The sequence below is a fragment of the Thioclava sp. NS-SX20 genome (assembly GCF_057380695.1).
Window position 1 is genome coordinate 19434 of record NZ_JBXXRY010000003.1, and the last position, 23322, is coordinate 42755.

Below are 23322 nucleotides of genomic sequence, written 5' to 3' on the forward strand. Positions count from 1 at the left end.
GTCGAGGTGGTATAACCGGACACGATTTATCTCACAGGCAGAGATATTCAGCATTTATTAGAACTTGGGGCTTGCCGTACACGGTCGATCATTAATAAGAGAGGATAACTTTCTTTTCTGATCGCTTTCTATCTCGATATTCTTTGGGGGCTGGTGTGGTAATTCGTCATTTCATTGTTACAAAGTTCAAGCGTAACGATTTTGCAGCAGTGGCCCGCACCCCGCGCGGCAAACGGATTGCCCTTCTCCTGCGCACCACGGCTCTGGCCTTGGCAATGATGGTCGGCGCGGGTCAGGTCTGGGCGGACAGCTATATCTGGACCGGCTCTGATGGCCAGTGGAGCGCGGATGCCAACTGGGATCTCGCCGCGACGCCGGGATCGGATGTCGCAAATCACGATACGGTCACCTTCAGCGATGTCGCAATGACCCAGCATGTCGACCTCGACGGGCAAAGCTGGTCGCTCAGCGGGATGACCTTTGACAGCACCACGCCCTACACGCTCAGCGATGGCAGCATCATGCTTGTGGCAACAGATAGCGGCGATCCTGCTGCGTTGAACTTCCTCGGCCCGACCAGTCCCGATCTGACGGGCGTGGATTTCGTTCTGGCCGCCGATACCGAGATCACCAACGCGGCCCCGCTGACCACCATCGCGGCGAATTTCTCCGGCGCAGGCAACCTGAGCGTGGACGCAGGTGATGGCAATACCGTGGTGTTTACGGGCTTCAACACCCAGTTGGGCGACACGTCGGTGCAATCGGGCACCCTTGAGGTGATCGGCGGCTCGGCCCTGGGCGATTATGGGGTGGTGTCGCTGGAGAGCGCGGGCACGGCGTTGATCGTCGAGACCGCCGAGACCGTCGGCGGGCTCAGTGGTGTCGCGGGCAGCACGGTCACGCTCAATGATGACCTGACCGTGGCGAGCGGGATGACACCCGCTGCGGTTTTTCCCACCACTTATGGCGGGGTGATTTCGGGCACCGGGTCTTTGATCGTCGCTGGCGCGGATCTGACGCTGTCGGGGGTCTCGGAGTATAGCGGATCGACGGAGGTCAGCGGCGGCACGCTGACGGTGGCGTGGACGGGGTCTCTGGCCAGCCGGTCGGTCGAGGTGGGCGGTTCGGGGCAGCTTGCGACCGCAGGCGGGGCGCTGGAGGCCGAGGCCTCGGTGGTGCTGGATGGCGGCTGGACGCTGTCGGGCGACGAGACGGTGGCGTCGCTGTCGGGCACGGGGGCTCTGGGGCTTGGCGATGCGGATCTGACGCTGGGCTCGGTCGGGTTCTCGGGCACGGTGGAGGGCACGTCTGCGGCGGTCCTGTCGGTTGCGGGCAGCACGGGCAACAGCCTGAGCGGCGATCTGTCGGGCTTTGCGGGCACGGTCGCGCTGAGCAATGCCGATCTGTCGATTGCCGATGATCTCTCGGGCCTTGTGACGCTGTCTTCGGGCACGCTGTCGACCAGCGCGGCGGCGCTGTCGGCGGGGGTCTCGGTGACGGGTGCGGGCGCGATCATGGCCACGGGCAGCGGCGAGACGCGGCTGTCGGGGGCGCTGGATCTGTCGGGGGCGCTGTCTCTGGGCAGCAGCGACGGGCTGGCGCTGGATATGACGGCGGGGGTGATCGACAGCGGATCGACGCTGACGCTGACCTCGGGCAGCCTGCGGCTGGTGGATCAGGAGGCGGCGGATCTTCTGGCGGCGCTGTCCTCGACCGAGGTACAAAGCGGCGCGGTGCTCGATCTGGACGGTCAGGCGCTGACGCTGGCGGATCTGCAGGGCGCGGGCGAAATCAGCAGCACGTCGGCGGCGGTTCTGACGCTGGCCGATGGCACGTTCAGCGGGGCGCTTTCGGGCGCGCTGTCGCTGGTCTCGACCGGCGATCTGACGCTGTCGGGGGTCTCGGAGTATAGCGGATCGACGGAGGTCAGCGGCGGCACGCTGACGGTGACCGGGACGGGGTCTCTGGCCAGCCGCTCGGTCGAGGTGGGCGGTTCGGGGCAGCTTGCGACCGCGGGCGGGGCGCTGGAGGCCGAGGCCTCGGTGGTGCTGGATGGCGGCTGGACGCTGTCGGGCGACGAGACGGTGGCGTCGCTGTCGGGCACGGGGGCTCTGGGGCTTGGCGATGCGGATCTGACGCTGGGCTCGGTCGGGTTCTCGGGCACGGTGGAGGGCACGTCTGCGGCGGTCCTGTCGGTTGCGGGCAGCACGGGCAACAGCCTGGGCGGCGATCTGTCGGGCTTTGCGGGCACTCTGGCCCTGAGCAATGCCGATCTGTCGATTGCCGATGATCTCTCGGGCCTTGTGACGCTGTCTTCGGGCACGCTGTCGACCAGCGCGGCGGCGCTGTCGGCGGGGGTCTCGGTGACGGGCGCGGGCGCGATCATGGCCACGGGCAGCGGCGAGACGCGGCTGTCGGGGGCGCTGGATCTGTCGGGGGCGCTGTCTTTGGGCAGCAGCGACGGGCTGGCGCTGGATATGACGGCGGGGGTGATCGACAGCGGATCGACGCTGACGCTGACCTCGGGCAGCCTGCGGCTGGTGGATCAGGAGGCGGCGGATCTTCTGGCGGCGCTGTCCTCGACCGAGGTACAAAGCGGCGCGGTGCTCGATCTGGACGGTCAGGCGCTGACGCTGGCGGATCTGCAGGGCGCGGGCGAGGTGAGCAGCACGTCGGCGGCGGTTCTGACGCTGGCCGATGGCACGTTCAGCGGGGCGCTTTCGGGCGCGCTGTCGCTGGTCTCGACCGGCGATCTGACGCTGTCGGGGGTCTCGGAGTATAGCGGATCGACGGAGGTCAGCGGCGGCACGCTGACGGTGGCGTGGACGGGGTCTCTGGCCAGCCGGTCGGTCGAGGTGGGCGGTTCGGGGCAGCTTGCGACCGCAGGCGGGGCGCTGGAGGCCGAGGCCTCGGTGGTGCTGGATGGCGGCTGGACGCTGTCGGGCGACGAGACGGTGGCGTCGCTGTCGGGCACGGGGGCTCTGGGGCTTGGCGATGCGGATCTGACGCTGGGCTCGGTCGGGTTCTCGGGCACGGTGGAGGGCACGTCTGCGGCGGTCCTGTCGGTTGCGGGCAGCACGGGCAACAGCCTGAGCGGCGATCTGTCGGGCTTTGCGGGCACGGTCGCGCTGAGCAATGCCGATCTGTCGATTGCCGATGATCTCTCGGGCCTTGTGACGCTGTCTTCGGGCACGCTGTCGACCAGCGCGGCGGCGCTGTCGGCGGGGGTCTCGGTGACGGGTGCGGGCGCGATCATGGCCACGGGCAGCGGCGAGACGCGGCTGTCGGGGGCGCTGGATCTGTCGGGGGCGCTGTCTCTGGGCAGCAGCGACGGGCTGGCGCTGGATATGACGGCGGGGGTGATCGACAGCGGATCGACGCTGACGCTGACCTCGGGCAGCCTGCGGCTGGTGGATCAGGAGGCGGCGGATCTTCTGGCGGCGCTGTCCTCGACCGAGGTACAAAGCGGCGCGGTGCTCGATCTGGACGGTCAGGCGCTGACGCTGGCGGATCTGCAGGGCGCGGGCGAAATCAGCAGCACGTCGGCGGCGGTTCTGACGCTGGCCGATGGCACGTTCAGCGGGGCGCTTTCGGGCGCGCTGTCGCTGGTCTCGACCGGCGATCTGACGCTGTCGGGGGTCTCGGAGTATAGCGGATCGACGGAGGTCAGCGGCGGCACGCTGACGGTGACCGGGACGGGGTCTCTGGCCAGCCGCTCGGTCGAGGTGGGCGGTTCGGGGCAGCTTGCGACCGCGGGCGGGGCGCTGGAGGCCGAGGCCTCGGTGGTGCTGGATGGCGGCTGGACGCTGTCGGGCGACGAGACGGTGGCGTCGCTGTCGGGCACGGGGGCTCTGGGGCTTGGCGATGCGGATCTGACGCTGGGCTCGGTCGGGTTCTCGGGCACGGTGGAGGGCACGTCTGCGGCGGTCCTGTCGGTTGCGGGCAGCACGGGCAACAGCCTGGGCGGCGATCTGTCGGGCTTTGCGGGCACTCTGGCCCTGAGCAATGCCGATCTGTCGATTGCCGATGATCTCTCGGGCCTTGTGACGCTGTCTTCGGGCACGCTGTCGACCAGCGCGGCGGCGCTGTCGGCGGGGGTCTCGGTGACGGGCGCGGGCGCGATCATGGCCACGGGCAGCGGCGAGACGCGGCTGTCGGGGGCGCTGGATCTGTCGGGGGCGCTGTCTTTGGGCAGCAGCGACGGGCTGGCGCTGGATATGACGGCGGGGGTGATCGACAGCGGATCGACGCTGACGCTGACCTCGGGCAGCCTGCGGCTGGTGGATCAGGAGGCGGCGGATCTTCTGGCGGCGCTGTCCTCGACCGAGGTACAAAGCGGCGCGGTGCTCGATCTGGACGGTCAGGCGCTGACGCTGGCGGATCTGCAGGGCGCGGGCGAGGTGAGCAGCACGTCGGCGGCGGTTCTGACGCTGGCCGATGGCACGTTCAGCGGGGCGCTTTCGGGCGCGCTGTCGCTGGTCTCGACCGGCGATCTGACGCTGTCGGGGGTCTCGGAGTATAGCGGATCGACGGAGGTCAGCGGCGGCACGCTGACGGTGGCGTGGACGGGGTCTCTGGCCAGCCGGTCGGTCGAGGTGGGCGGTTCGGGGCAGCTTGCGACCGCAGGCGGGGCGCTGGAGGCCGAGGCCTCGGTGGTGCTGGATGGCGGCTGGACGCTGTCGGGCGACGAGACGGTGGCGTCGCTGTCGGGCACGGGGGCTCTGGGGCTTGGCGATGCGGATCTGACGCTGGGCTCGGTCGGGTTCTCGGGCACGGTGGAGGGCACGTCTGCGGCGGTCCTGTCGGTTGCGGGCAGCACGGGCAACAGCCTGAGCGGCGATCTGTCGGGCTTTGCGGGCACGGTCGCGCTGAGCAATGCCGATCTGTCGATTGCCGATGATCTCTCGGGCCTTGTGACGCTGTCTTCGGGCACGCTGTCGACCAGCGCGGCGGCGCTGTCGGCGGGGGTCTCGGTGACGGGTGCGGGCGCGATCATGGCCACGGGCAGCGGCGAGACGCGGCTGTCGGGGGCGCTGGATCTGTCGGGGGCGCTGTCTCTGGGCAGCAGCGACGGGCTGGCGCTGGATATGACGGCGGGGGTGATCGACAGCGGATCGACGCTGACGCTGACCTCGGGCAGCCTGCGGCTGGTGGATCAGGAGGCGGCGGATCTTCTGGCGGCGCTGTCCTCGACCGAGGTACAAAGCGGCGCGGTGCTCGATCTGGACGGTCAGGCGCTGACGCTGGCGGATCTGCAGGGCGCGGGCGAAATCAGCAGCACGTCGGCGGCGGTTCTGACGCTGGCCGATGGCACGTTCAGCGGGGCGCTTTCGGGCGCGCTGTCGCTGGTCTCGACCGGCGATCTGACGCTGTCGGGGGTCTCGGAGTATAGCGGATCGACGGAGGTCAGCGACGGCACGCTGACGGTGGCGGGCAGTGTCGGGGATGTCGATGTGGCCGCCGGTGCGCAGATGGATGTGCTGACTGGCGGCTCTGCGGGGCAGATCACGCTGGCGGGATCGGGCAGCAATGCGGGCGAGATCTCGGGGCTGGTGCAGAGCGCGGGTAGCTTTGTGAACAGCGGCACCATTACCGGTGCGGTCGGCCTTTCGGGCGGGCAGTTGGAGAATGACGCAGAGGGTGCGATCGCGGGCGTGCTCGCGGTTTCTGGCGGGGCCGTGGTCACGAATGCGGGCGCGCTGGCCGCGCTGAGCCTGAGCGATGGCACCGTGACCACAACCGGCACGTTGGGGACGGCGACGGTTACGGGCGGCAGCCTGCTGAATAGTGGCCTCCTGTCAGGGGATGTGCTGCTCTCGGACGGGACGCTGGACAATAGTGGCGAGCTGTCGGGCGCGACCACGGTTGAGGGCGGTACGCTTGAGAATAACGGTCGTGTCAGCGGCAGCGTGACGCTTGCTTCCGGCATGGTGAACAATACCGATACCATCACCGGTCTGGTGACGGTGGAGGGCGGCACCTTTACCAATGATGGCACGCTGGCCGGACTGGATATTTCTGCCGGCACGCTGGTCAATCATGCAAGCGCTCAGGTGACGGGGGCGTTGACGGTCTCCGGCACGGGGCTTGTGACGAATGCGGGTTCGCTGGCCTCGGTCGAGATGACGGGCGGCACGCTGGGCAATAGTGGCACGCTGACCGAGGCCGTGGTGCAGGCGGGGGCGCTGACCAATGACTTTGGCGGGGCGATTGGCACTCTGCGCCTGAGCGAGACCGGCAGCGTGATCAATAGCGGCACTCTGGCCACGGCGATTGTCAGCGGGGGAACGCTGACCAATAGCGCCAGCGGCACCCTGACATCGGCCCTGTCGCTTCTGGCTGGCAGTGTTGTCAATGAGGGCGTGATCTCGGGCGATCTGACGCTGACCGGCGGCAGCCTGACCAATAACGGTGCTATCCGCGCGGATCTCGATATCAGCGACGCGACGGTCACCGGTGCAGGCACGATCACTGGCGATGTGACGCTGCGCGCAGGCGGTGACCTGACGGTGACCAGCATGCTTGACGGCTCGGTGGCGGTGCTGCTGGGCGGCACGCTGACGCTGTCGGATGCCGATGTTTCGGGCGGGATCGACAATGCGGGCACGGTCGTGCTGAGCGGGTCGGTCAATGTGGATGGCGATTTCACCAATACCGGCACGCTGACCACCTCCGGCAGCACGCCGGTCCTGCTGACGCTGACCTCGGGCAGTTTCTATGCCGGTGGCGATATCGATGCCTCGGCCAGCAGCCTGATCATTACGGCGGGCGAGATCCAGATTCTGGCGGGCTTCAGCGTGACCGGCGATGTCACCTATGACGGCACGGTCACCAATGCCGGTCTGGTCGAACTTGGTCAGGATCTGAAAAACAATCTGGTCAACCAGACGGGCGGTCAGGTTTCGGTGACGGCCAATGTCGATGGGGCCGGGTTCGATGTCACCAATAGCGGCACATTCGCCATCGCGGAAGGTTTCGGGCTGGGCAATCTGGACCTGTTCCAGAACGAGGGCGATCTGGTTCTGGCCGACACGGCCAGCCTTGCGGCGCAGCGGTTTGCAGGCAGCGGGACCCTCACGCTGAATTCCGGTTCGGTGCTGGATATCTCGGACAGTTTCGTGCTGGGATCGGGGGCCGCTCTGACGGTCTCGGGGGCGGCGGCCTCGCTGGGCAGCAGCGCCTCGCTGACGCTGTCCTCGGGCAGTCGTCTGACAGTCGAGGACGGCCAGAGCCTGAACGGGCAGGCCACGACGGTCGATAGCGCGGGCAATATCATCGTCGGGCAGGATGCCAGCCTCGTGCTGGCGGGGCTTACCTCAAGCGGCAGCCTGACCAATAGCGGGACATTGACCACCACCACCGCCCTGACCAGCACCGGAACGCTGGTCAATAGCGGCACGATCACAAGCGGGCTGATCGTTGCGGGCGGGACGGCCACCAGCACCGGCAGCCTTGGCGACTGGACGGTGAGCGACGGGCGTCTGTCGCTTGCGGGCACAGGCGCTGCGGGGGTGATCACCGGCGGCGAGGTCGATATTGACGGCACGGTGGGCAGCATCGCGCTTTCGGGCGGCACGCTGGATCTCTCGGGGCAGTCGGGCGTGATCACGCAGGAGGGCGGCAACGTCACGCTGTCGGGCGGCGTGGCCGACGGGCTTGTGGCCAGTGCCGGAGAGGCGACGCTTTCGGGCGGCACGCTGGCCGGTGCATTGGCGGTGTCCGGCACGGCGGATGTGACGGTGGGCATGGCGCTGACCAATGCTGTGACGCTGGAAGAGGGCGCGCTGACGCTGACTGCTGCGGGCAGCATCGCGGGGGATCTGGGCTTTGCGTCGGGCAGCTTCACCAATGCGGGCACGCTGAGCGGCAATCTGGCGCAGGATGGCGGCAGCACCGAAAATAGCGGCACGATTTCGGGCGGCGTCATGCTGACCAATGGCAGCTTTACCAACCTCGTCGGCGGGCTCACGGGGGGCGTGACGCAATCGGGCGGCGATCTGGTCAATGCGGGCATTCTGGCCGCGCTGGAGCTTTCGGGCGGCACGGCGCTTTCGACGGGCGAGATCCTCGGAGCGGTCGATATTTCGGCGGGCAGCCTCGACAATGACGGGACGATTGGCGGTCTGGCGACGGTCACCGGCGGTCGTCTTGACACGAGCGGTGCCATTTCCGGCGGGCTGACACTGGCGGGCACCGATGCCGAGGTCGACAATAGCGGCAGCGTGACCGGTGCGATCACCGTCTCTGCGGGCGCGCTGACCAATAGCGGGGCGCTGAATGGCACCCTGACCCAGACCGGCGGCAGCGTGATCAACGAAAGCAACGCGACCCTTGCGGGCGATGCCACCGTGTCGGGGGGCAGCCTCGAGAATGCGGGGACGATTGGCGGCGATCTTGATCTGCTTGCGGGGAGTGTGACCAATAGCGGCAGCGTGACCGGCGATACCAGCGTGTCGGACGGGGCGCTGCTGGTGTCGGATGGTGGCAGCTTCTCGGGCGATGTCGTGCTTGCCGGTGATAGCGGCGCGGGCGGGGCTGTCCTGCAACTCTCGGGCCAGACCAGCGTGGGCGGGGATCTGGTGAATGACGGCACCATCACGACCGCAGACAGCACGGGGGCCGGTGTCAGCGTGGCCGGTGATTTCACCAATAACGGCACGATTGACGGCTCGACAGGCCAGATCAGCATCACGGCCTCGACCATTATCGTGGCCGATACGGCCTCGGTTCTGGGCGATGTCGTGCTGGAGGGCGCACTGGTCAATGCGGGCATGGTCGAGCTGACCAATGATCTGGAAGACGATGTCACCAACCAGCTTGGCGGCACGATCTCCGTGACCACCGATGTGTCGGGCGCAGGCTATGACCTGACCAATGCGGGCGCGCTGGTTGTTGCGGATGCCGTGGCCTTCACCGGTCTGGGGGTGGTCGACAATAGCGGCACCATCGATCTGGGCGCAGGGGCAGAACTGGCCTCGGCCACGATGAACAATAGCGGCGAGATCACGCTGGGCGCGGGGGCCGTTCTTTCGGGCACCGGCAACACGCTCAATAATGACGGTACGATCACCGTTGGCGATGGCGGCACGGTCACCGATGCGGGCGCGATCAACAACAGCGGCACCATCACCTATGACGGGTCGGGCGTTCTGGCCGCCGATACGGGCGATAACGGCACCGCGCTTGTCAATGACGGTCTGATCCAGACTGTCGCAGGCGGCAATGATACCATCGTGATCGGCGATGGCAGCGCCAACAGCTTCGAGAATACCGCCACCGGCACTTTCGTCATCGGTGCGCTGGACAGCGTCGTGGCGACGCAGACCGATCTGGACAATGCGGGGGCGCTGAGCATCGGCAGCGGGGCCAGCCTGAGCCTTGCCAACCTGACCAATACCGGCACGCTGGAAAATGCCGGAACACTGGATGTGTCTGGCAGCCTGACCAATGCGGGCGGCGCGATCGTCAATAGTGGCGCGGTCAGCGCCGATCTGGCAATGACGGCAGGCACGCTGGCCAATAGCGGTACTCTGGCCGAGGTCACGCTGGCGGGCGGCACGCTGACGCAAAGCGCAGGCAGCATTGCGGCGCTGTCGGTCACCGGTGGCAGCGCCACGCTTTCGGCGGGCAGCGTCACGGGCGATCTGGGTATCACCGGCGGCAGCGCGGAGCTGGCCGGAGCCGCCAGCGTGTCCGGCACCACCCGCGTGGGCAGCAGCGGCAGCCTGACCAATGCGGGGCAACTGGCCGATCTGGTCAGCGCGGGCACGACCGTGACAAGCGGCACGGTGACGGGGAATGCCACGATCACCGGCGGCAGCTTCACGTCCACCGGCACCATCCTTGGCAGCGCGACACTATCGGGGGCGGCGCAGGCACAGCTGTCCGGCACCATCGCGGGCACTCTGGCCCTGAGCGATACGGCCAGCGCCGAGATCCTCTCCGATCTGTCGGTGGCCGATGTCACGAACACGACCGAGAGCAGCCTGCTGCTGAGCGCGGGCACTCTGGCGGTTGCCAGCGGCAGCCTGACCAATACCGGCACGCTGGAGATCGCGGGCGGCACGCTGGAGGCCGCGGTCGAGAACGCGGCCACGCTGGTGATGACCTCTGGGGTGATTGAGGGCGATCTGGCGGCGGGTGGTCGCTCGCAGACCGCATTGGCGGGCAGCCTGAACGGGGCGCTGGCCATCACCGATGCTGCCAGCGTCGAGGTGACGGGCGATCTGGACGGGGTGACTTCGATCAGCCAGACCAGCAGCAGCGCGCTGGTGCTTTCGGCTGGAACGCTCAGCCTGACGGGCGCGCAAGGCGTCAGCAATGCGACCACGGTGTCGATCACCGGCGGCACGCTGCGATCTGACGCAGGTGCGGTTTTCACCAACGCGGCAGATGCCACGCTTTCGGTCGCGTCGGGGGGCACGCTCTCGATGGATGTCGAGAACGAGGCCGGGGCCCAGATGCTACTGGCCGGTGCCATGAACGGCGATCTCGTCAATGCCGGAACCGTGTCACTGACCGGTTCGCTGACAGGCGATGTGAGCAATGAAACCGGCGCGGCGCTTGCGCTTTGGGGCGAGGTCACCGGCACGGTCTCCAATGCCAGCGGGGCGCTTCTGGCGCTTGCGGGGACTGTGGATGGCGATGTCAGCCAAGCCACCGGCGGCGTGTTGACGGTGGCGGCAGATGACAGCGCGACGATCACCGGATCGCTGTCGGGGCTGGGCCAGTTCGACATTGATGGGGCGTTGGCCATTGGCGATGAGTTCACTCTCGGCACGGCGGATGACGATGCGCAGGACGCGGTCCTGACGCTGGCAGGCGGTCAGCTTTCGGCGGGCAGCTTCCGCAATTTCGGCACCGTTTATCTGTCCGAGGATGCGGCGGTCAGCGCCGCGACGACCAACTATTCCACCGTCTATGTCACGGGCAGCGCGTCGATTTCGGGCAGCTATAGCAATGCGTCGGGCAGCCTTCTGTCCTTGGCCGATGACACCACGACCACCACGTTGAGCATTGATGGCGATGCGGCGCTGAACGGGACCATCGTCCTTGATGCGGCTCTGGGTGCGACGGATCAGTCGGCGGATAAGATCGCGGTGTCGGGCGCGCTGAGCGGCCATGCCACGATCGTCTTCAACAATCTGGCAGGCGATGATTACGCCCTGCTTGACGACGATCTGGCGATCCTCACCTATGGCAGCAATAATGGCTTCAGCGCCACGACCTCGGGTCTGCCGGAGACGGGGGCGGTGCTTTATGCGCTGTCCGATGACAGCAGCTCGAACACCATCAACCTGATTTCCGGTGCCAACCCTGCCTTCGGCGGGATCGCCTCGGGGCTGGCGCTGACCCAGTCCTTGATGGGCTCGGTGATCAACCGTCCGACCAGCCCCTATATCTCGGGTCTGGCCGCTGCGACAGAAGATGACGATCTGTGCGGCTTTGGCGGTTGGGGCCGGTTCGTTGGGGGTAAGGCCACCGCCACCGGCGCGTCGCAGACCGCGCTTGGCACCTTCCAGAACGAGGTCGAGGCGACCTATGGCGGGGCACAGGCGGGCTTTGACCATAGCTGCTTCAAGGATATCATCGGCGGCTGGAATGTCAGCTTCGGCGGGATCGGCGGCTTCAACATCGGCAAGATCGAACAGCCGGTCTATCTCTTCGATACCTCGACCGCGACGCTGAACACCGCGATCAAGACCAGCGAGAACAAGATCGATTTCAACCAGATCTATGGCGGCGGATATATCGGCCTGTCCAAAGGGCGCTGGGTGGCCGATCTGCAGGCGCGGGTGGACCGCACAAGCTATGACATCAAGAACCGTGCGACCGCGAACGAATATGGCGAGGCGCTGGGGCTGGATGACCAGAGCTACGACAGCCACGGCTATACGGTGTCGGGCTCTGTGGGCTATGCCTTCTCGCTTGACAGCCTTGTGTCGGGGATGAACCTCGTGCCCTCGGCGGGCTTCTCGTGGACGCGTTCGCAGGCGGATGACATCTACTTCTCGAACGATCCCGATGATAGCACCGATGATGGCGTGCTGGAATTCGACCCGATCACCAACAAGATCGCCTTCACCTCGCTGACACTGTCGCGCGGGCAGATCCTTGCCTCGGGCACCGAAGCGATCAACTATTTCGCGACGGGCACCTATTACCACGATTTCGGTGACTCCGCGAAGGCGACCTATTACGTGCTGGATGATGAGGGCAACAAATCGGGCACCGGTCTGGATGCCACCAACGAATTGCTGACCGATTACGGCGAGATCAGCTTTGGTCTGAACTATACCAAGGTTCTCAACCCCGGCATGGCGCTTCCGGCGCGGCAGTTCGATGCCTCGGCACGCTTCGACGGGCGCTTCTCCGATCAGCTTGACGGCTGGGGGGTTACGGCACAGCTGCGCTGGCAGTTCTGATCCGGTCGGGCCGGAACAGGGGCGGGGGGTTGACCAAATCGGGTGACCCCCTACAAAGGAACGGATTTTACGCGGCTATCTTGCTGGTCGCACCTTTGGAAGAAAGCTTTCGGGACGATGTCACTTTTCAGTAAGGTCGCATGGAAAGAGGGGCTGTTTCTGCAGCCGCACCACCTGCAGCAGGCAGATCGCTATCACGAGTATCTGACGCGCGCGCGTGTGGGGGTGCTCAGCCCCTATCCTTGGGGGATTGCGACCCTGCGGCTGGATCGTGACAAGGCCCAGCTTGGCCAGATCGGGCTGACCGAGGTTTCGGGCATCATGCCGGATGGCACGCCGTTCGATGCGCCGGGGGTCTCGCCCCTGCCGCTGGCGGTCGAGGTGCCCGAGGATGGCGCGGGGCTGGATATCTGGCTGACATTGCCCGATGCGGCGATCAATGGTCAGGACATCGCGCCTCAGGCCAAGGATGCCAGCACGCGCTATGTGCTCGACAGCGATACCGTGGTCGATAACCAGTCCGCCAGCCGGTCCGAACAGGTGATCGAAGTGGCCCATCCGCGCCTCGAGATCGCCATCCGCAAGACCCCGCGTCCGGGCTATCAGAACATCCGTCTGGGCCGCGTGCTGGAGCTGCGCGACGGCATCGTGACGCTGGATGACCGCGTGCCGCCCTCGGCGCTGCGCCTGCCCGCGCATCCGGCCTATGATGGCTATCTCAGCCGTGTGATCGGCTGGATCGAGGCCAAGCTGGAGACGCTGGCCCGCTATGCCTCGGACCCGACCTCGGGCGGGGGGATGCAGGCCAGCGACTATCTGATGCTGATGGTGCTCAACCGCGAGCTTCCGGTGCTGCGGCATCTGAAATCCATGGCCAATGTCCATCCCGAGCGGCTGTATGAACGGCTGATCGCGCTGGCCGGCGAGCTGACGACCTTTGATCAGGGCGACCGCCATGCGCGCGATTACGGCGGCTATAAACATGATCTGCCCAATGAAAGCTTCCAGCCCGTGGTCTCGGATATCCAGCGTCTTCTGGCGCGCGATGTGGGCCGTGCGGTGCGCCTGCCGCTACAGGAGGTGCGCGCCAATTCCTTTGCCGCCCTTGTCAATGACCGCTCGCTTTTCGCGCAGGCGACCTTCGTGCTGGAGGTCTCTTCGGGGCTGCCGCTGACGCAGGTGCAAAGCCAGTTCCCGCAGCTGTGCAAGGTCGGGCCCTCGACCCAGATGAAGACCATCATCAACAACAACCTCCCGGGTATCGGGTTGGTGCATCTGCCCAATCCGCCGCGGCAGATCCGCGTTGTGTCCACCAACGTCTATTTTCTTTTGGACAAATCCACCCAGCTCTGGCGCGAGTTCTCGACCGCGCCCGCGATCGGGATGCATTTTGCCGGTAACTGGCCGGATCTGAAGCTGGAACTCTGGGCCGTACCGGAGAGCGCCTGATGTCGGATGATGACGATAAAACCGTCTTCGGGCAGCCGCTGCCCTCTTTCCCGCCGCGCAAGGATGCAGGACGACCGGCGGCGCCCCAGCCGCCCGCCCGCGAGGATGACACATGGCTTGGCGGGGCGCTGAAGCCGCAGCAGGGTTATCCTGCCGCGTCCCCCCAACAGCCGCCCTATCCTGCGCCTCAGCCCCCGCAGGGCTGGGGGCATCCGGTGCCGCCACAACCACCGCAGCACGTGCCCCAAGGCGGCTATCCCGGGCAGAACCCGCCCGGTCCCAACCCCTATCTGCCGCCCCAGCAGCCTGCGGCCACTCCCTATGGCCAGCCGCTTTACCAGCCCGATACCGGTGCGCGGCCCGAAGGCGCGGGGATGTTTCCCGATCTCAACCAGCCACAGGCGCAGGCCGCGCGCGTGGCCCCGCGCATCGCACTGGCTGATGCACTGCGCGCTTCGGCACGGCAAAGCGGAGAGGGAGCGGCCTCGAACCCGCTTCTGGCCGAGGCCACGGGGCTTCTGATCCTGCTGGGCCGTCTGCGCACGGGGCTGGTCGAGATGCAATCCGGCCCGCTGCTGGACCATGTCGCCCGCGCGATTGATGATTTCGAGACGCGGGCTCTGGCGCGTGGCCTGCCCGCGCCGCAGGTGCGCGATGCGAAATATGCGCTTTCGGCCACGGCCGATGATATCGTGCAGAACCTTCCCGGTGCCGACCGTGGCATGTGGCTGCAATATTCGATGGTGGCGCGCTTCTTTGGCGAGCGGTCCTCGGGTGTCGGCTTCTTCCAGAAGGTCGACGAGGCGATGAAGGTGCCGGGGCAGAGCTTCAATCTGCTGGAGCTGATGCTGAGCTGTCTTCAGCTTGGCTTCGAAGGCCAGTACCGGACGCTGCCCAATGGCTCGGTCGAGCTGGCGCGTATCCGCTCCGCTATCTACGAGACCCTGCGCCGTGTCAGCCCGCGCCCCGATGATGATGTCTCGCCCGCTTGGGAGGGCGTGCCGATGCATGGCCGCCGCCAGCGCGGCGCGACGCCCGTCTGGGTGGTGGGGCTGATTGCAGGTGCGATGCTGGTGGCGCTGTTTGCGACGCTTTCCACGCTTTTGACCCGCCAGTCTGCCACGGTGCGCGATCAGGTTCTGGCGCTGCATCGCGGGATCCCCGATGTCACGATCGAGCGGACAGAGCCCGTGGTGACCCCCTATCAGGCCAGCTCGACCCAGATGCAGCGGATCAGCGATGCGCTGCAATCCGAAATCGATGCGGGGCGGGTCGAGGTGACGCAGAGCACAGATTGGGTTCTGGTGCGCGTGGGCGATGCACTGCGCTTTGCCACAGGGCGCGAGACCTTGGCCGATACGCAATCGGTGATGCCGCTTCTGGGCGCGATTGCGCAGACGCTGGATAAGGAAAACGGGCCGATCCGCGTGGTGGGCCATACGGATTCGGTGCCGATGTCGGGCCGCGGGCGTTTCAAGACCAATCAGGCCTTGTCCGAGGCGCGGGCGCAGACCGTTGCCGGTGTGCTCGAGGGGCTGGTCAAAGACCCCGCCCGTATCAGCGCCGAAGGTAAAGGGGCGACCGATCCGGTGGCCGATAACAAGACGGCTGAAGGCCGCGCCCGTAACCGCCGGGTCGAGATCATGATCCCGCGGGAGGACTGAGATGGCATTTTCTCTTCTGAAAAAGGCAGCCCGCGCGACGGCGTCCGGCTTCCGGCATAAATGGGTGCGCCGTGTGATGATCGCGCTGGCGCTGGTGGGCGCGGGGCTGGCGATCTGGTTCGGCTTTGTGATGACCGGCCTTGATCTTCTGGCCTCGCCCTGGCTTCGCGGCGGGGTGATCGCCCTGCTATATGCGGTGGTGGGGCTTGTCTGGTTCCTGCGCTGGCGCAAGCGGCGCAAGAAGGCGCAGGCGTTGGAAGACAGCCTGTTCTCGGCCCCCGCCAGCGACAGCAAGGTGCTGAACGAGCGCATGCAGGAGGCGATGGCCAAGCTGCGCAAATCGGGCGGGCGCAACTATCTCTATGATCTGCCGTGGTATGTCATCATCGGTCCGCCCGGCGCGGGCAAGACGACCGCTCTGGCCAATTCGGGGATCGAGTTTCCGGGGCAGGACGGTCTGGCCGATCATGCGCGCGGCTTTGGTGGCACCCGCAACTGCGACTGGTGGTTTGCCGAGGATGCCGTTCTGATCGACACCGCTGGCCGCTACACCACGCAAGACAGCGACCGTCAGGCCGATCAGGCCTCATGGAAGGCGTTTCTGGACCTGTTGAAAAAGGGCCGCCCCGACCAGCCGGTCAATGGCGTGATGCTGGCGTTTTCGGTGGAAGACGTGATGAACGCCACCGAGGATAGTCTTCAGGCCCATGCCGAGACCGTACGTGCCCGTCTGGCCGAACTGCACGAGACCCTGCGCATCGATGTGCCGGTCTATGCGATTTTCACCAAGGCCGACCTGATCTCGGGGTTCCGCGAATATTTCGGGTCCTTCTCGCAGTCGCGGCGCAAGCTGGTCTGGGGGCATACCTTCCAGACCCGCGACCGCAAGGCCGCCACCCATGAAGAGGTGCCCGCCGCCTTTGACGCGCTGCTGACGCGGCTGAGCGACGAGGTCGTGGACCGCATGACCGAAGAGCCCGATCCCGCCTCGAGGATCGCGATTTTCGGCCTGCCGGGGCAGATGGAGATGCTGCGCGACAAGATGGCCGAATTCCTGCGGCTGGTCTTTGAACCGACGCGCTACAAATCGGCGGCGATCCTGCGCGGCTTCTATTTCACCTCCGGCACACAGGAGGGCACGCCCGTCGATCAGGTGCTGGGGGCGATGGCGCGTGACAGCCAGTCCGAGGGCTTCCGTCCCGCTTTCATGTCGGGCAAGGGCAAGAGCTATTTCCTGCATGACCTTCTGCGCAAGGTGATCTTTGCCGAGCGCGACTGGGTGGGCTTTGACCGCAAGGCCGTGCGCCGCCGCCAGATCCTGCATACCGGCGGGCTGGCGCTGATTTCGGTGGTGACGCTTCTGGGAATGGCAGGCTTTGGCTATGCGTTCTGGAAAAGCGCCGACCAGCTGCGCGCGGCGCAGGTGGATGCCAGCGATTATGCCGATACCGCTCGCGAGGAACTGTCGAAGACGGTGATCTCGGACGATGATCCGGCACCCGTTCTGCCGGAATTGCAGCGTCTGCGCGATATGCGCGCGGGCTATGCCGACAAGACCGCCCCGCCGCTGATCGAGAATATGGGCCTGTCGCGCTGGAGCGAGCTGCATCAGGCGGCCAATCGCGCCTATTCCGACGGGCTGGAGCGGATGCTGCGCCCGCGTCTGGTGCTCTATCTTGAAAACACCATTCCGCAACTGATTGCCGACGGCAACACCGCCGGCGTCTATCGGGCGCTGAAGGTCTATCTGCTGCTGGGCGGGCAGGGGCCTGCGAAATCGTCCGATATGGCAGCGGTCGAGAGCTATTTCGACGATCTGTGGAGCGCGCGATATTCCGCCCCCGGCGAGACCCGTATCCATGACCAGCTTATGGGCCATCTGCAAGCCATGCTGCAACTCGATGGTGACCGTACCGACCTGATCGGTATCGATAATGCCATCGTGACCAAGGCCCGCGATGCCATTGTCAACCTGCCGCTGGCCGAGCAGGCCTATGCCTCGATCAAGGATCGGGCCATCAGTTCGGGTCAGACGGCCTTCGGGCTGGCCGATGCCATTGGCGGGCAGGTCGATCAGGTGCTGACCACCAATGACGGCACCGACCTGCATCAGCTTGTGGTGCCCGGTCTGTATACGTTCGAGGGCTATTGGGGCTTCTTCCTTGACGAGCTGACGAATGCGCGCGCGCGTCTGGAAGAAGATCGCTGGGTGCTGGGCGATGCCGCCGACCGTGTGGATTACCAGCGTCAGCTGGGGTCGCTGTCGCGCGATCTGCATCGCATGTATCGCCAGCAATTCGATGCGGCATGGAACAACGTGCTGTCACGTCTGGCCCTGCAGCGGATGTCGGCGGACCCGCCGCGCTATGATAAACTGGCCGTGGCGGGGTCGTCGGTCAACTCGCCGCTGCTGCGCCTTGTCGAAGAGGTGGACCGGCAGACCCGTTTGAGCCGCCTTTACGACAAGCTCGATACCCTCAGCCCCGAACAGGCGGCGCAGATGGCCGCAGGCGGGGGCGATCTGGGGGCGGCTCTGGGCGATACGGCCTTCAACCAGATCTATGCGGGGTCGGGGGTCTTCCAGCGCGTGGTGATGGACCAGCTGCGCGCCAGCTCGACCGGCAAGAGCCAGACCCGCGCGCAAAGCGCGGGCGGGGCCTCGGCCACCGATGACAGCCAGCGCGCGCAGGTCGAACGTATCAGTGGCGATTTCGCGATCTGGCACCGTCTGCTGGACGGCGAACAGGGCGGGCGCGCGATTGACGTGGTTCTGTCGAACCTGCAGGCGCTGCGCGAGAACCGGCGCAATGCGTCACTGGCACCGACCCCGGCCGATGAAACCATGCTGCGCCAGCAGCTTGCGACGCTGACGATGAACAATTCGGCCCTGCCCAAGCCGCTGGCAACCATGCTCAACGGGGTCGAGCGCGAATTCTCCTCGGTGGCGCAGGATGCGACAGTCAGCCAGCTCAATCGTGCGCTGAATGATGATGTGGGGGCCTTCTGCCGCGAATTCATCGCGCCCTATTTCCCCTTCGCGCAAAATGGCCGCCATGTGTCGCCTGCGATTTTCGGGCAGTTCTTCGGTCCCGGAGGGCGGATGGACCGCTATTTCACCACCTATCTGCAACCCTATGTCAGCCGTGGTGAAAACGGTCTGGAACCCGCGCCCGACAATGCGCTGGGGCAGCGTCTGTCGCCCGCACTCCTGCGCTCTTTCTCGCAGGCCGAAGCGATCCGGATGGCGTTTTTTGCCTCCGGTTCGTCCGAGCCGGAAGTGTCGATGTCGATCACCCATGTCAGCTCCAGCCCTTCGGTGCAGCTTGCAGTGCTGACGATGAATGGCAAGCAACTGCGCACCCAGCCCAATTCGACAGCCGCCGAGATGGTGTGGCCGGGGCAATCCTCGGGGGTCAATCTCAGCCTCTATCCGCAAAGCGAGGGGGGCAATTCCGCGCTGAACTTCAATGACGGGCGTTGGGATATCGTGTCGTTCCTGCGCAATGGCGTGGTCAAGATCAATGGCAATGTCGCCAATGTCGCAGAGCAGGTGGGCGGGCGCTCGATCACCTATCGCTTTGAATTCGACAGCACCACGGTGCCGTTCCTCATGCCGGAACTGTCCGAATTCACCTGTCCCGTCTCGGTGGAGTAAGCCATGCAGGAGGCATCCGTTCTGAACACCGCGCCGATAGGTCTTCTGGGCAAGCATCCGGGCTATGGCGATTTCCTGCAGGCAGGGCTGGGGGCCTCGATTGTCGAGGCGCTCAATCAGTGGCTTGATGCCTCTTTGGGGGGGCTGCGTGACGAGATGGGCAATGACTGGCCTGCCTTTTGGGACCGTGCGCAAGAGCTGCGGTTCTGGGTCGGGCGCGGCCATTTCGGTCAGACGCTGGCGGGGGTTCTGCGGCCGTCCCATGACAAGGTGGGGCGGCGGTTCCCGCTGCTGCTGTTGACGCAGGGGGCGGATCTGCCCGCCCCGACCGACCCCGCCTCGGACCAGAGCCTGTGGGACAGGTTCTCGGCGCATCTCGACAAGGCGCAACCGGGACAGGGGGCTGCGGCACTGTTGCACGGGCTTGATCTGGCCTTGCCCGACGAGGCTGCGAAAGCCAGTCAGGGGCCGCAGGTCTGGGCGCATCACCCCGAGGGCGACCTTGCGGCGCTGCTGCGCTCGGCTGCGACGGTCGAGCGCGAGCGCGCCATGTTGACGCGGGTCCATTTCTGGACGAAGGGGGAGGCGGGCCGCGCGGCCCAGTGGATTGCCGGACCGCAGATGCCCGATGCGCGGGTGATGGGTTGGCTCTTGGGGGGCATGCCGGAGGCGGCGTAAGGGCAGGAGACGGTGGGGATGGACGGTTTTTTCAGCAATGGTGTGTTCTGTTTCGAAACGGGCGCCGCCACCGATGTGGGCTGCCGCCGGTCGATCAACGAGGACAGTCTGATCTGCCGTCCCGAATTCGGTCTGTGGACGGTGGCCGATGGTATGGGCGGCCATGCGGCGGGGGATTATGCCAGTGGCATGATCGTGCAGGAACTCGGCTCGGTCGGGGTGGCGGCCTCGGAACAGGATCTGCAGGCGCGGTATATGGAACGGCTGGTGCGGGCAAATCAGGCGATCCGCAGCCATGCGGTCAAACTGGGCGGGCAGACCATCGGCTCGACGGTGGTTTCGCTCCTCGTGCAGGGCGAGGACTGGTTTGTCGTCTGGTCCGGAGACAGCCGCGCCTATCTGATGCGCGAGGGTCATCTGGTGCAGCAAAGCCGCGACCATACCGAGTTGCAGGCCATGCTGGACGGCGGACAGCTGCGCCCCGAAGACGCGCGTAGCTACCCGCGCAAGAATGTCATTACCCGCGCGATCGGTGTCACCGCCGAGCCGCAATGCGACATCGTTTCGGGCAAGCTCAGGGCGGGGGATCTGTTCGTGCTGTGCTCGGACGGGTTGATGGAGCATATGGCGGATCGCGAGATTGCCGCCATCGTGCGCGATTATCCGCCGCAGGCGGCCTGCAACCAGCTGATCCGCGAGACTCTGGCGCGCGGGGCACGCGATAATGTGACGGTGGTTGTGATAAGCTGCAGCCCGACCATGTTTGACGAGACGACCCAACCCGTATGACCCGCCCTCCGCATATGCCGACCGATCCGCCACAGGGCGATGAGGAAGCGACCCGTCTGGCGGGCCTGCCGTCTGCTGCGCAGGCCTCCGTTCCGCAGCCTCCGGTCGTGCAGGCGCCTGTGCCGCAAGGCGATGACGAGCGCACGCAATTCGCCTTTGCGCCCGCGACAGAGGAGGCGACACGCTTCGATACGGGGGCGGCAGCGGGCGCCCCTTCTGCCAAGCCATCCGCAGGGCAGGCCGATCTCAAGATCGGGACGCTGATCAACAACAATTACCGCGTCACCGCCGAGTTGAAGGCCGGAGGCATGGGCTCGGTCTATCGCGGGGTGGAGATCGGGACGGGGGATCCGGTGGCCATCAAGCTGGTGCTGTCGGTTCTGGCCGAGCACGAGCAGACCGCCATGCTGTTTCGCCGCGAGGCCCGCACGCTGCGCCAGCTGACCCATCCGGCCATCGTGCGCTATTACAATTACGTGCAGGACCCGCAACTCGACCGGTATTTCCTTGTCATGGAATATATCGACGGGATCGCGCTGTCGGATTACGTGGTCAGCCGTGGCACGCTTGGCTCGGAAGCGGCGCTGACTCTGATGGAACGGCTTGCGGGGGGCTTGGGGTCCGCCCATGCGCTGGGAGTGATCCACCGCGATCTTTCGCCCGATAACGTGATGCTGCCGGGCGGTGATATCGCACAGGCGCGGCTGATCGATTTCGGGATCGCGCGCTCGGCTATCCAGAGCGACCGCCAGCTTGATAACCAGTTTGCGGGCAAGCTGAAATATGTGGCTCCGGAACAGCTTGGCCTTTATGGCGGCGATGCGGGACCGCGCGCCGATATCTACGGGCTGGCCCTGTTGGTCATTGCGGCATTGCAGGGCAAGCCGCTGCAGATGGGCGCCACGATCGAAGAAGCGATCGAGCGGCGTGCCGAGGTGCCCGATATCAGTGCGGTGCCATTGCGGTTGCAACCTTTGCTGCGGCAGATGCTGGCCCCCGATCCGGCGGACCGTCCGGCCTCGATGGAGGCGCTTCTGGCCAAGATCGAGGCTTTGCGTGCCCCCGCCCAGCCGCGCCCCGTGGCCGGTCTGAGCCTGCCGCCCGGCTTGCAGGGGCCGCTCCCGCCCGAGGCCCCTGTGCCCGAGCGGTCGGGCATGGACAAGGCGTCTGCTCCGAAGCGCAAACGCGACCCGCTGCCGCGGCGGCTTGTGCTGTTGATGGGGGTGGTTTTTGCCGCTGTGCTGGGCTTTGCAGGCTGGCAAAGCGGCTGGTTGCGGCCTCAGGGCCAGATGGAGGCCTCAGGGACGGGGGCTGTGGCCGAGGCCGCCAACGGGTTGGCCCCGCGCGAGGCAGGCACGCGCGATGCGTTTCTGGCCAGCTATCCGTCGGCTCCGGCCTGTTTTTATGCCCATCGTCTCACCGCAGGCCCGCGCACGGGGGTGCTGTCGGTGCTGTCGACGGCCGATGCGGGCACCACTCTGCCGGCACCGGATCTGGTGTCCGATTATGCGAAGACATTCGGTGCGGCACCGGGGCGGTTTGATGCCCGTATTACCGATGCACAATGCCCTGTGCTGGATTTCGCCCGCGAGATGCAGGCCCGTCCGGGCCCTGATCTGGCGTTGACCGTGGCCAATGACGATATCGCCTCCGGGGAAACCCTGCGGGCCACGCTCGAGGCGGATCCGCAGGCCCAGACATGGGTCGGGCTGGTGACGCCCGAGGGACAGATCTACAATCTTGGCGGGCGGTTGACGGGCAAGGATCTGGCCTTTGCCCTTTCGACCGGCGCGGCAGGGCAGGCACAGACGCAGCTTGTGCTGAGCATCGCCAGCACGCAGGCGCTTGTGGGTCTGGCGACGCTGCAGGATGGCGCAGAGGCCGCCAAGATCATGCCGGGACTGCTGGCCGAGATCAGGCAGACGGGGCAACAGGTCTCGGTGCGGGTGACACCGATCCATCTGCATCCTGCTCCTGATGAGGCGGCCGAGTAATGATTTTTGCCTATCGGCTTTTCGTATTCTGGGTTACGCTCGACAGATGATTAAACTTATTGTGGTTTCGGCATTTCTGATTGGCGGCACGGTTGCAGGCGGTGTCGGTCTGGCCGTCTGGCATGGCACGCAGGCACCGGCCACGCCAAGCCTTGCCGCGCCGTCGGCCCTGCCCGAAGTCAGGCGCAGCACCCGCTACGAACTTGGCCGGTATGAGGGGCAAAGCGCCGGAGCCGTACGGCCCGCAGCAGGCACCCTGCCGCGCGTGCCGCTCCCACAACAGGCGGCGCTGCCATCTGTCGATGCCATGCCTGCCCCCGCCGCTGATGCGCCCGTCCGCTTGCCGCAAAACCGCCCCGTTGCGACCCCTTCACCGGCGACAGGGTCTGTTGCCCTGCGCGCGGCACCTGTGCCAGCGCGTGCGCCCGAAGCCTATCCCGTCACGGCAGGGGCGCCTCTTTCAACGGTTGTGCCCTACGCATATGCCGCCCCGCCCCGTGAGGCAGCACAGATGCGCAAACCGGTCGCCGCCCAGACGGATGCCGAGCCGGGCTATTTTATCGGCGTTTATCGCTAGCGATCGACGGTTTCCACCGGCCGGTTTGGCTGTGCCTGAAGCCGCGATGCCTTCCACTCTACGGCCGATTTGCACCAAGCTGCAGCATGTC

At 66.0% G+C, this 23322-nt stretch carries 8 protein-coding genes; all 8 read left to right on the top strand.

What is annotated here, in order from left to right; translation table 11 throughout:
* The first annotated feature begins 209 nt into the window (after positions 1-209).
* The 8 genes from AC2ISB_RS15885 (at position 210) to AC2ISB_RS15920 (ending at position 23231) form a co-directional block, all read left to right on the top strand.
* Positions 210-12425 (top strand): autotransporter-associated beta strand repeat-containing protein, encoded by a 12216-nt coding sequence (locus tag AC2ISB_RS15885; protein WP_486577189.1) that lies wholly within the window; start codon positions 210-212, stop codon positions 12423-12425.
* Positions 12426-12542: 117 nt separating this feature from the next.
* Entirely contained in the window at positions 12543-13874 is a 1332-nt protein-coding gene (gene tssK, locus AC2ISB_RS15890; RefSeq protein WP_330647216.1) for a type VI secretion system baseplate subunit TssK, read from the top strand.
* Complete coding sequence (gene icmH, locus AC2ISB_RS15895; protein WP_486577190.1) at positions 13874-15538, top strand: type IVB secretion system protein IcmH/DotU; 1665 nt, start codon at positions 13874-13876, stop codon at positions 15536-15538. Before tssK ends, icmH begins: the two co-directional genes overlap by 1 nt.
* Before the next feature lies 1 nt (position 15539).
* Positions 15540-19193, top strand: a complete 3654-nt coding sequence (gene tssM / locus AC2ISB_RS15900) for a type VI secretion system membrane subunit TssM (RefSeq protein WP_330647214.1) — start codon at positions 15540-15542, stop codon at positions 19191-19193.
* Between the two features lie 3 nt (positions 19194-19196).
* Entirely contained in the window at positions 19197-19871 is a 675-nt protein-coding gene (tagF, locus tag AC2ISB_RS15905) for a type VI secretion system-associated protein TagF (RefSeq protein WP_330647213.1), read from the top strand.
* Positions 19872-19889: 18 nt separating this feature from the next.
* On the top strand, positions 19890-20660 hold the full coding sequence (locus AC2ISB_RS15910; protein WP_330647212.1) for a PP2C family protein-serine/threonine phosphatase: 771 nt from the start codon (positions 19890-19892) through the stop codon (positions 20658-20660).
* Positions 20657-22654 carry a serine/threonine-protein kinase gene (locus AC2ISB_RS15915; protein WP_330647211.1) on the top strand — a complete coding sequence of 666 codons (1998 nt, stop codon included), beginning with the start codon at positions 20657-20659 and terminating at the stop codon, positions 22652-22654. The genes AC2ISB_RS15910 and AC2ISB_RS15915 overlap by 4 nt, the downstream gene beginning before the upstream one ends.
* 46 nt (positions 22655-22700) lie before the next feature.
* Entirely contained in the window at positions 22701-23231 is a 531-nt protein-coding gene (locus AC2ISB_RS15920; RefSeq protein ID WP_339109796.1) for a hypothetical protein, read from the top strand.
* Positions 23232-23322: the final 91 nt, after the last annotated feature.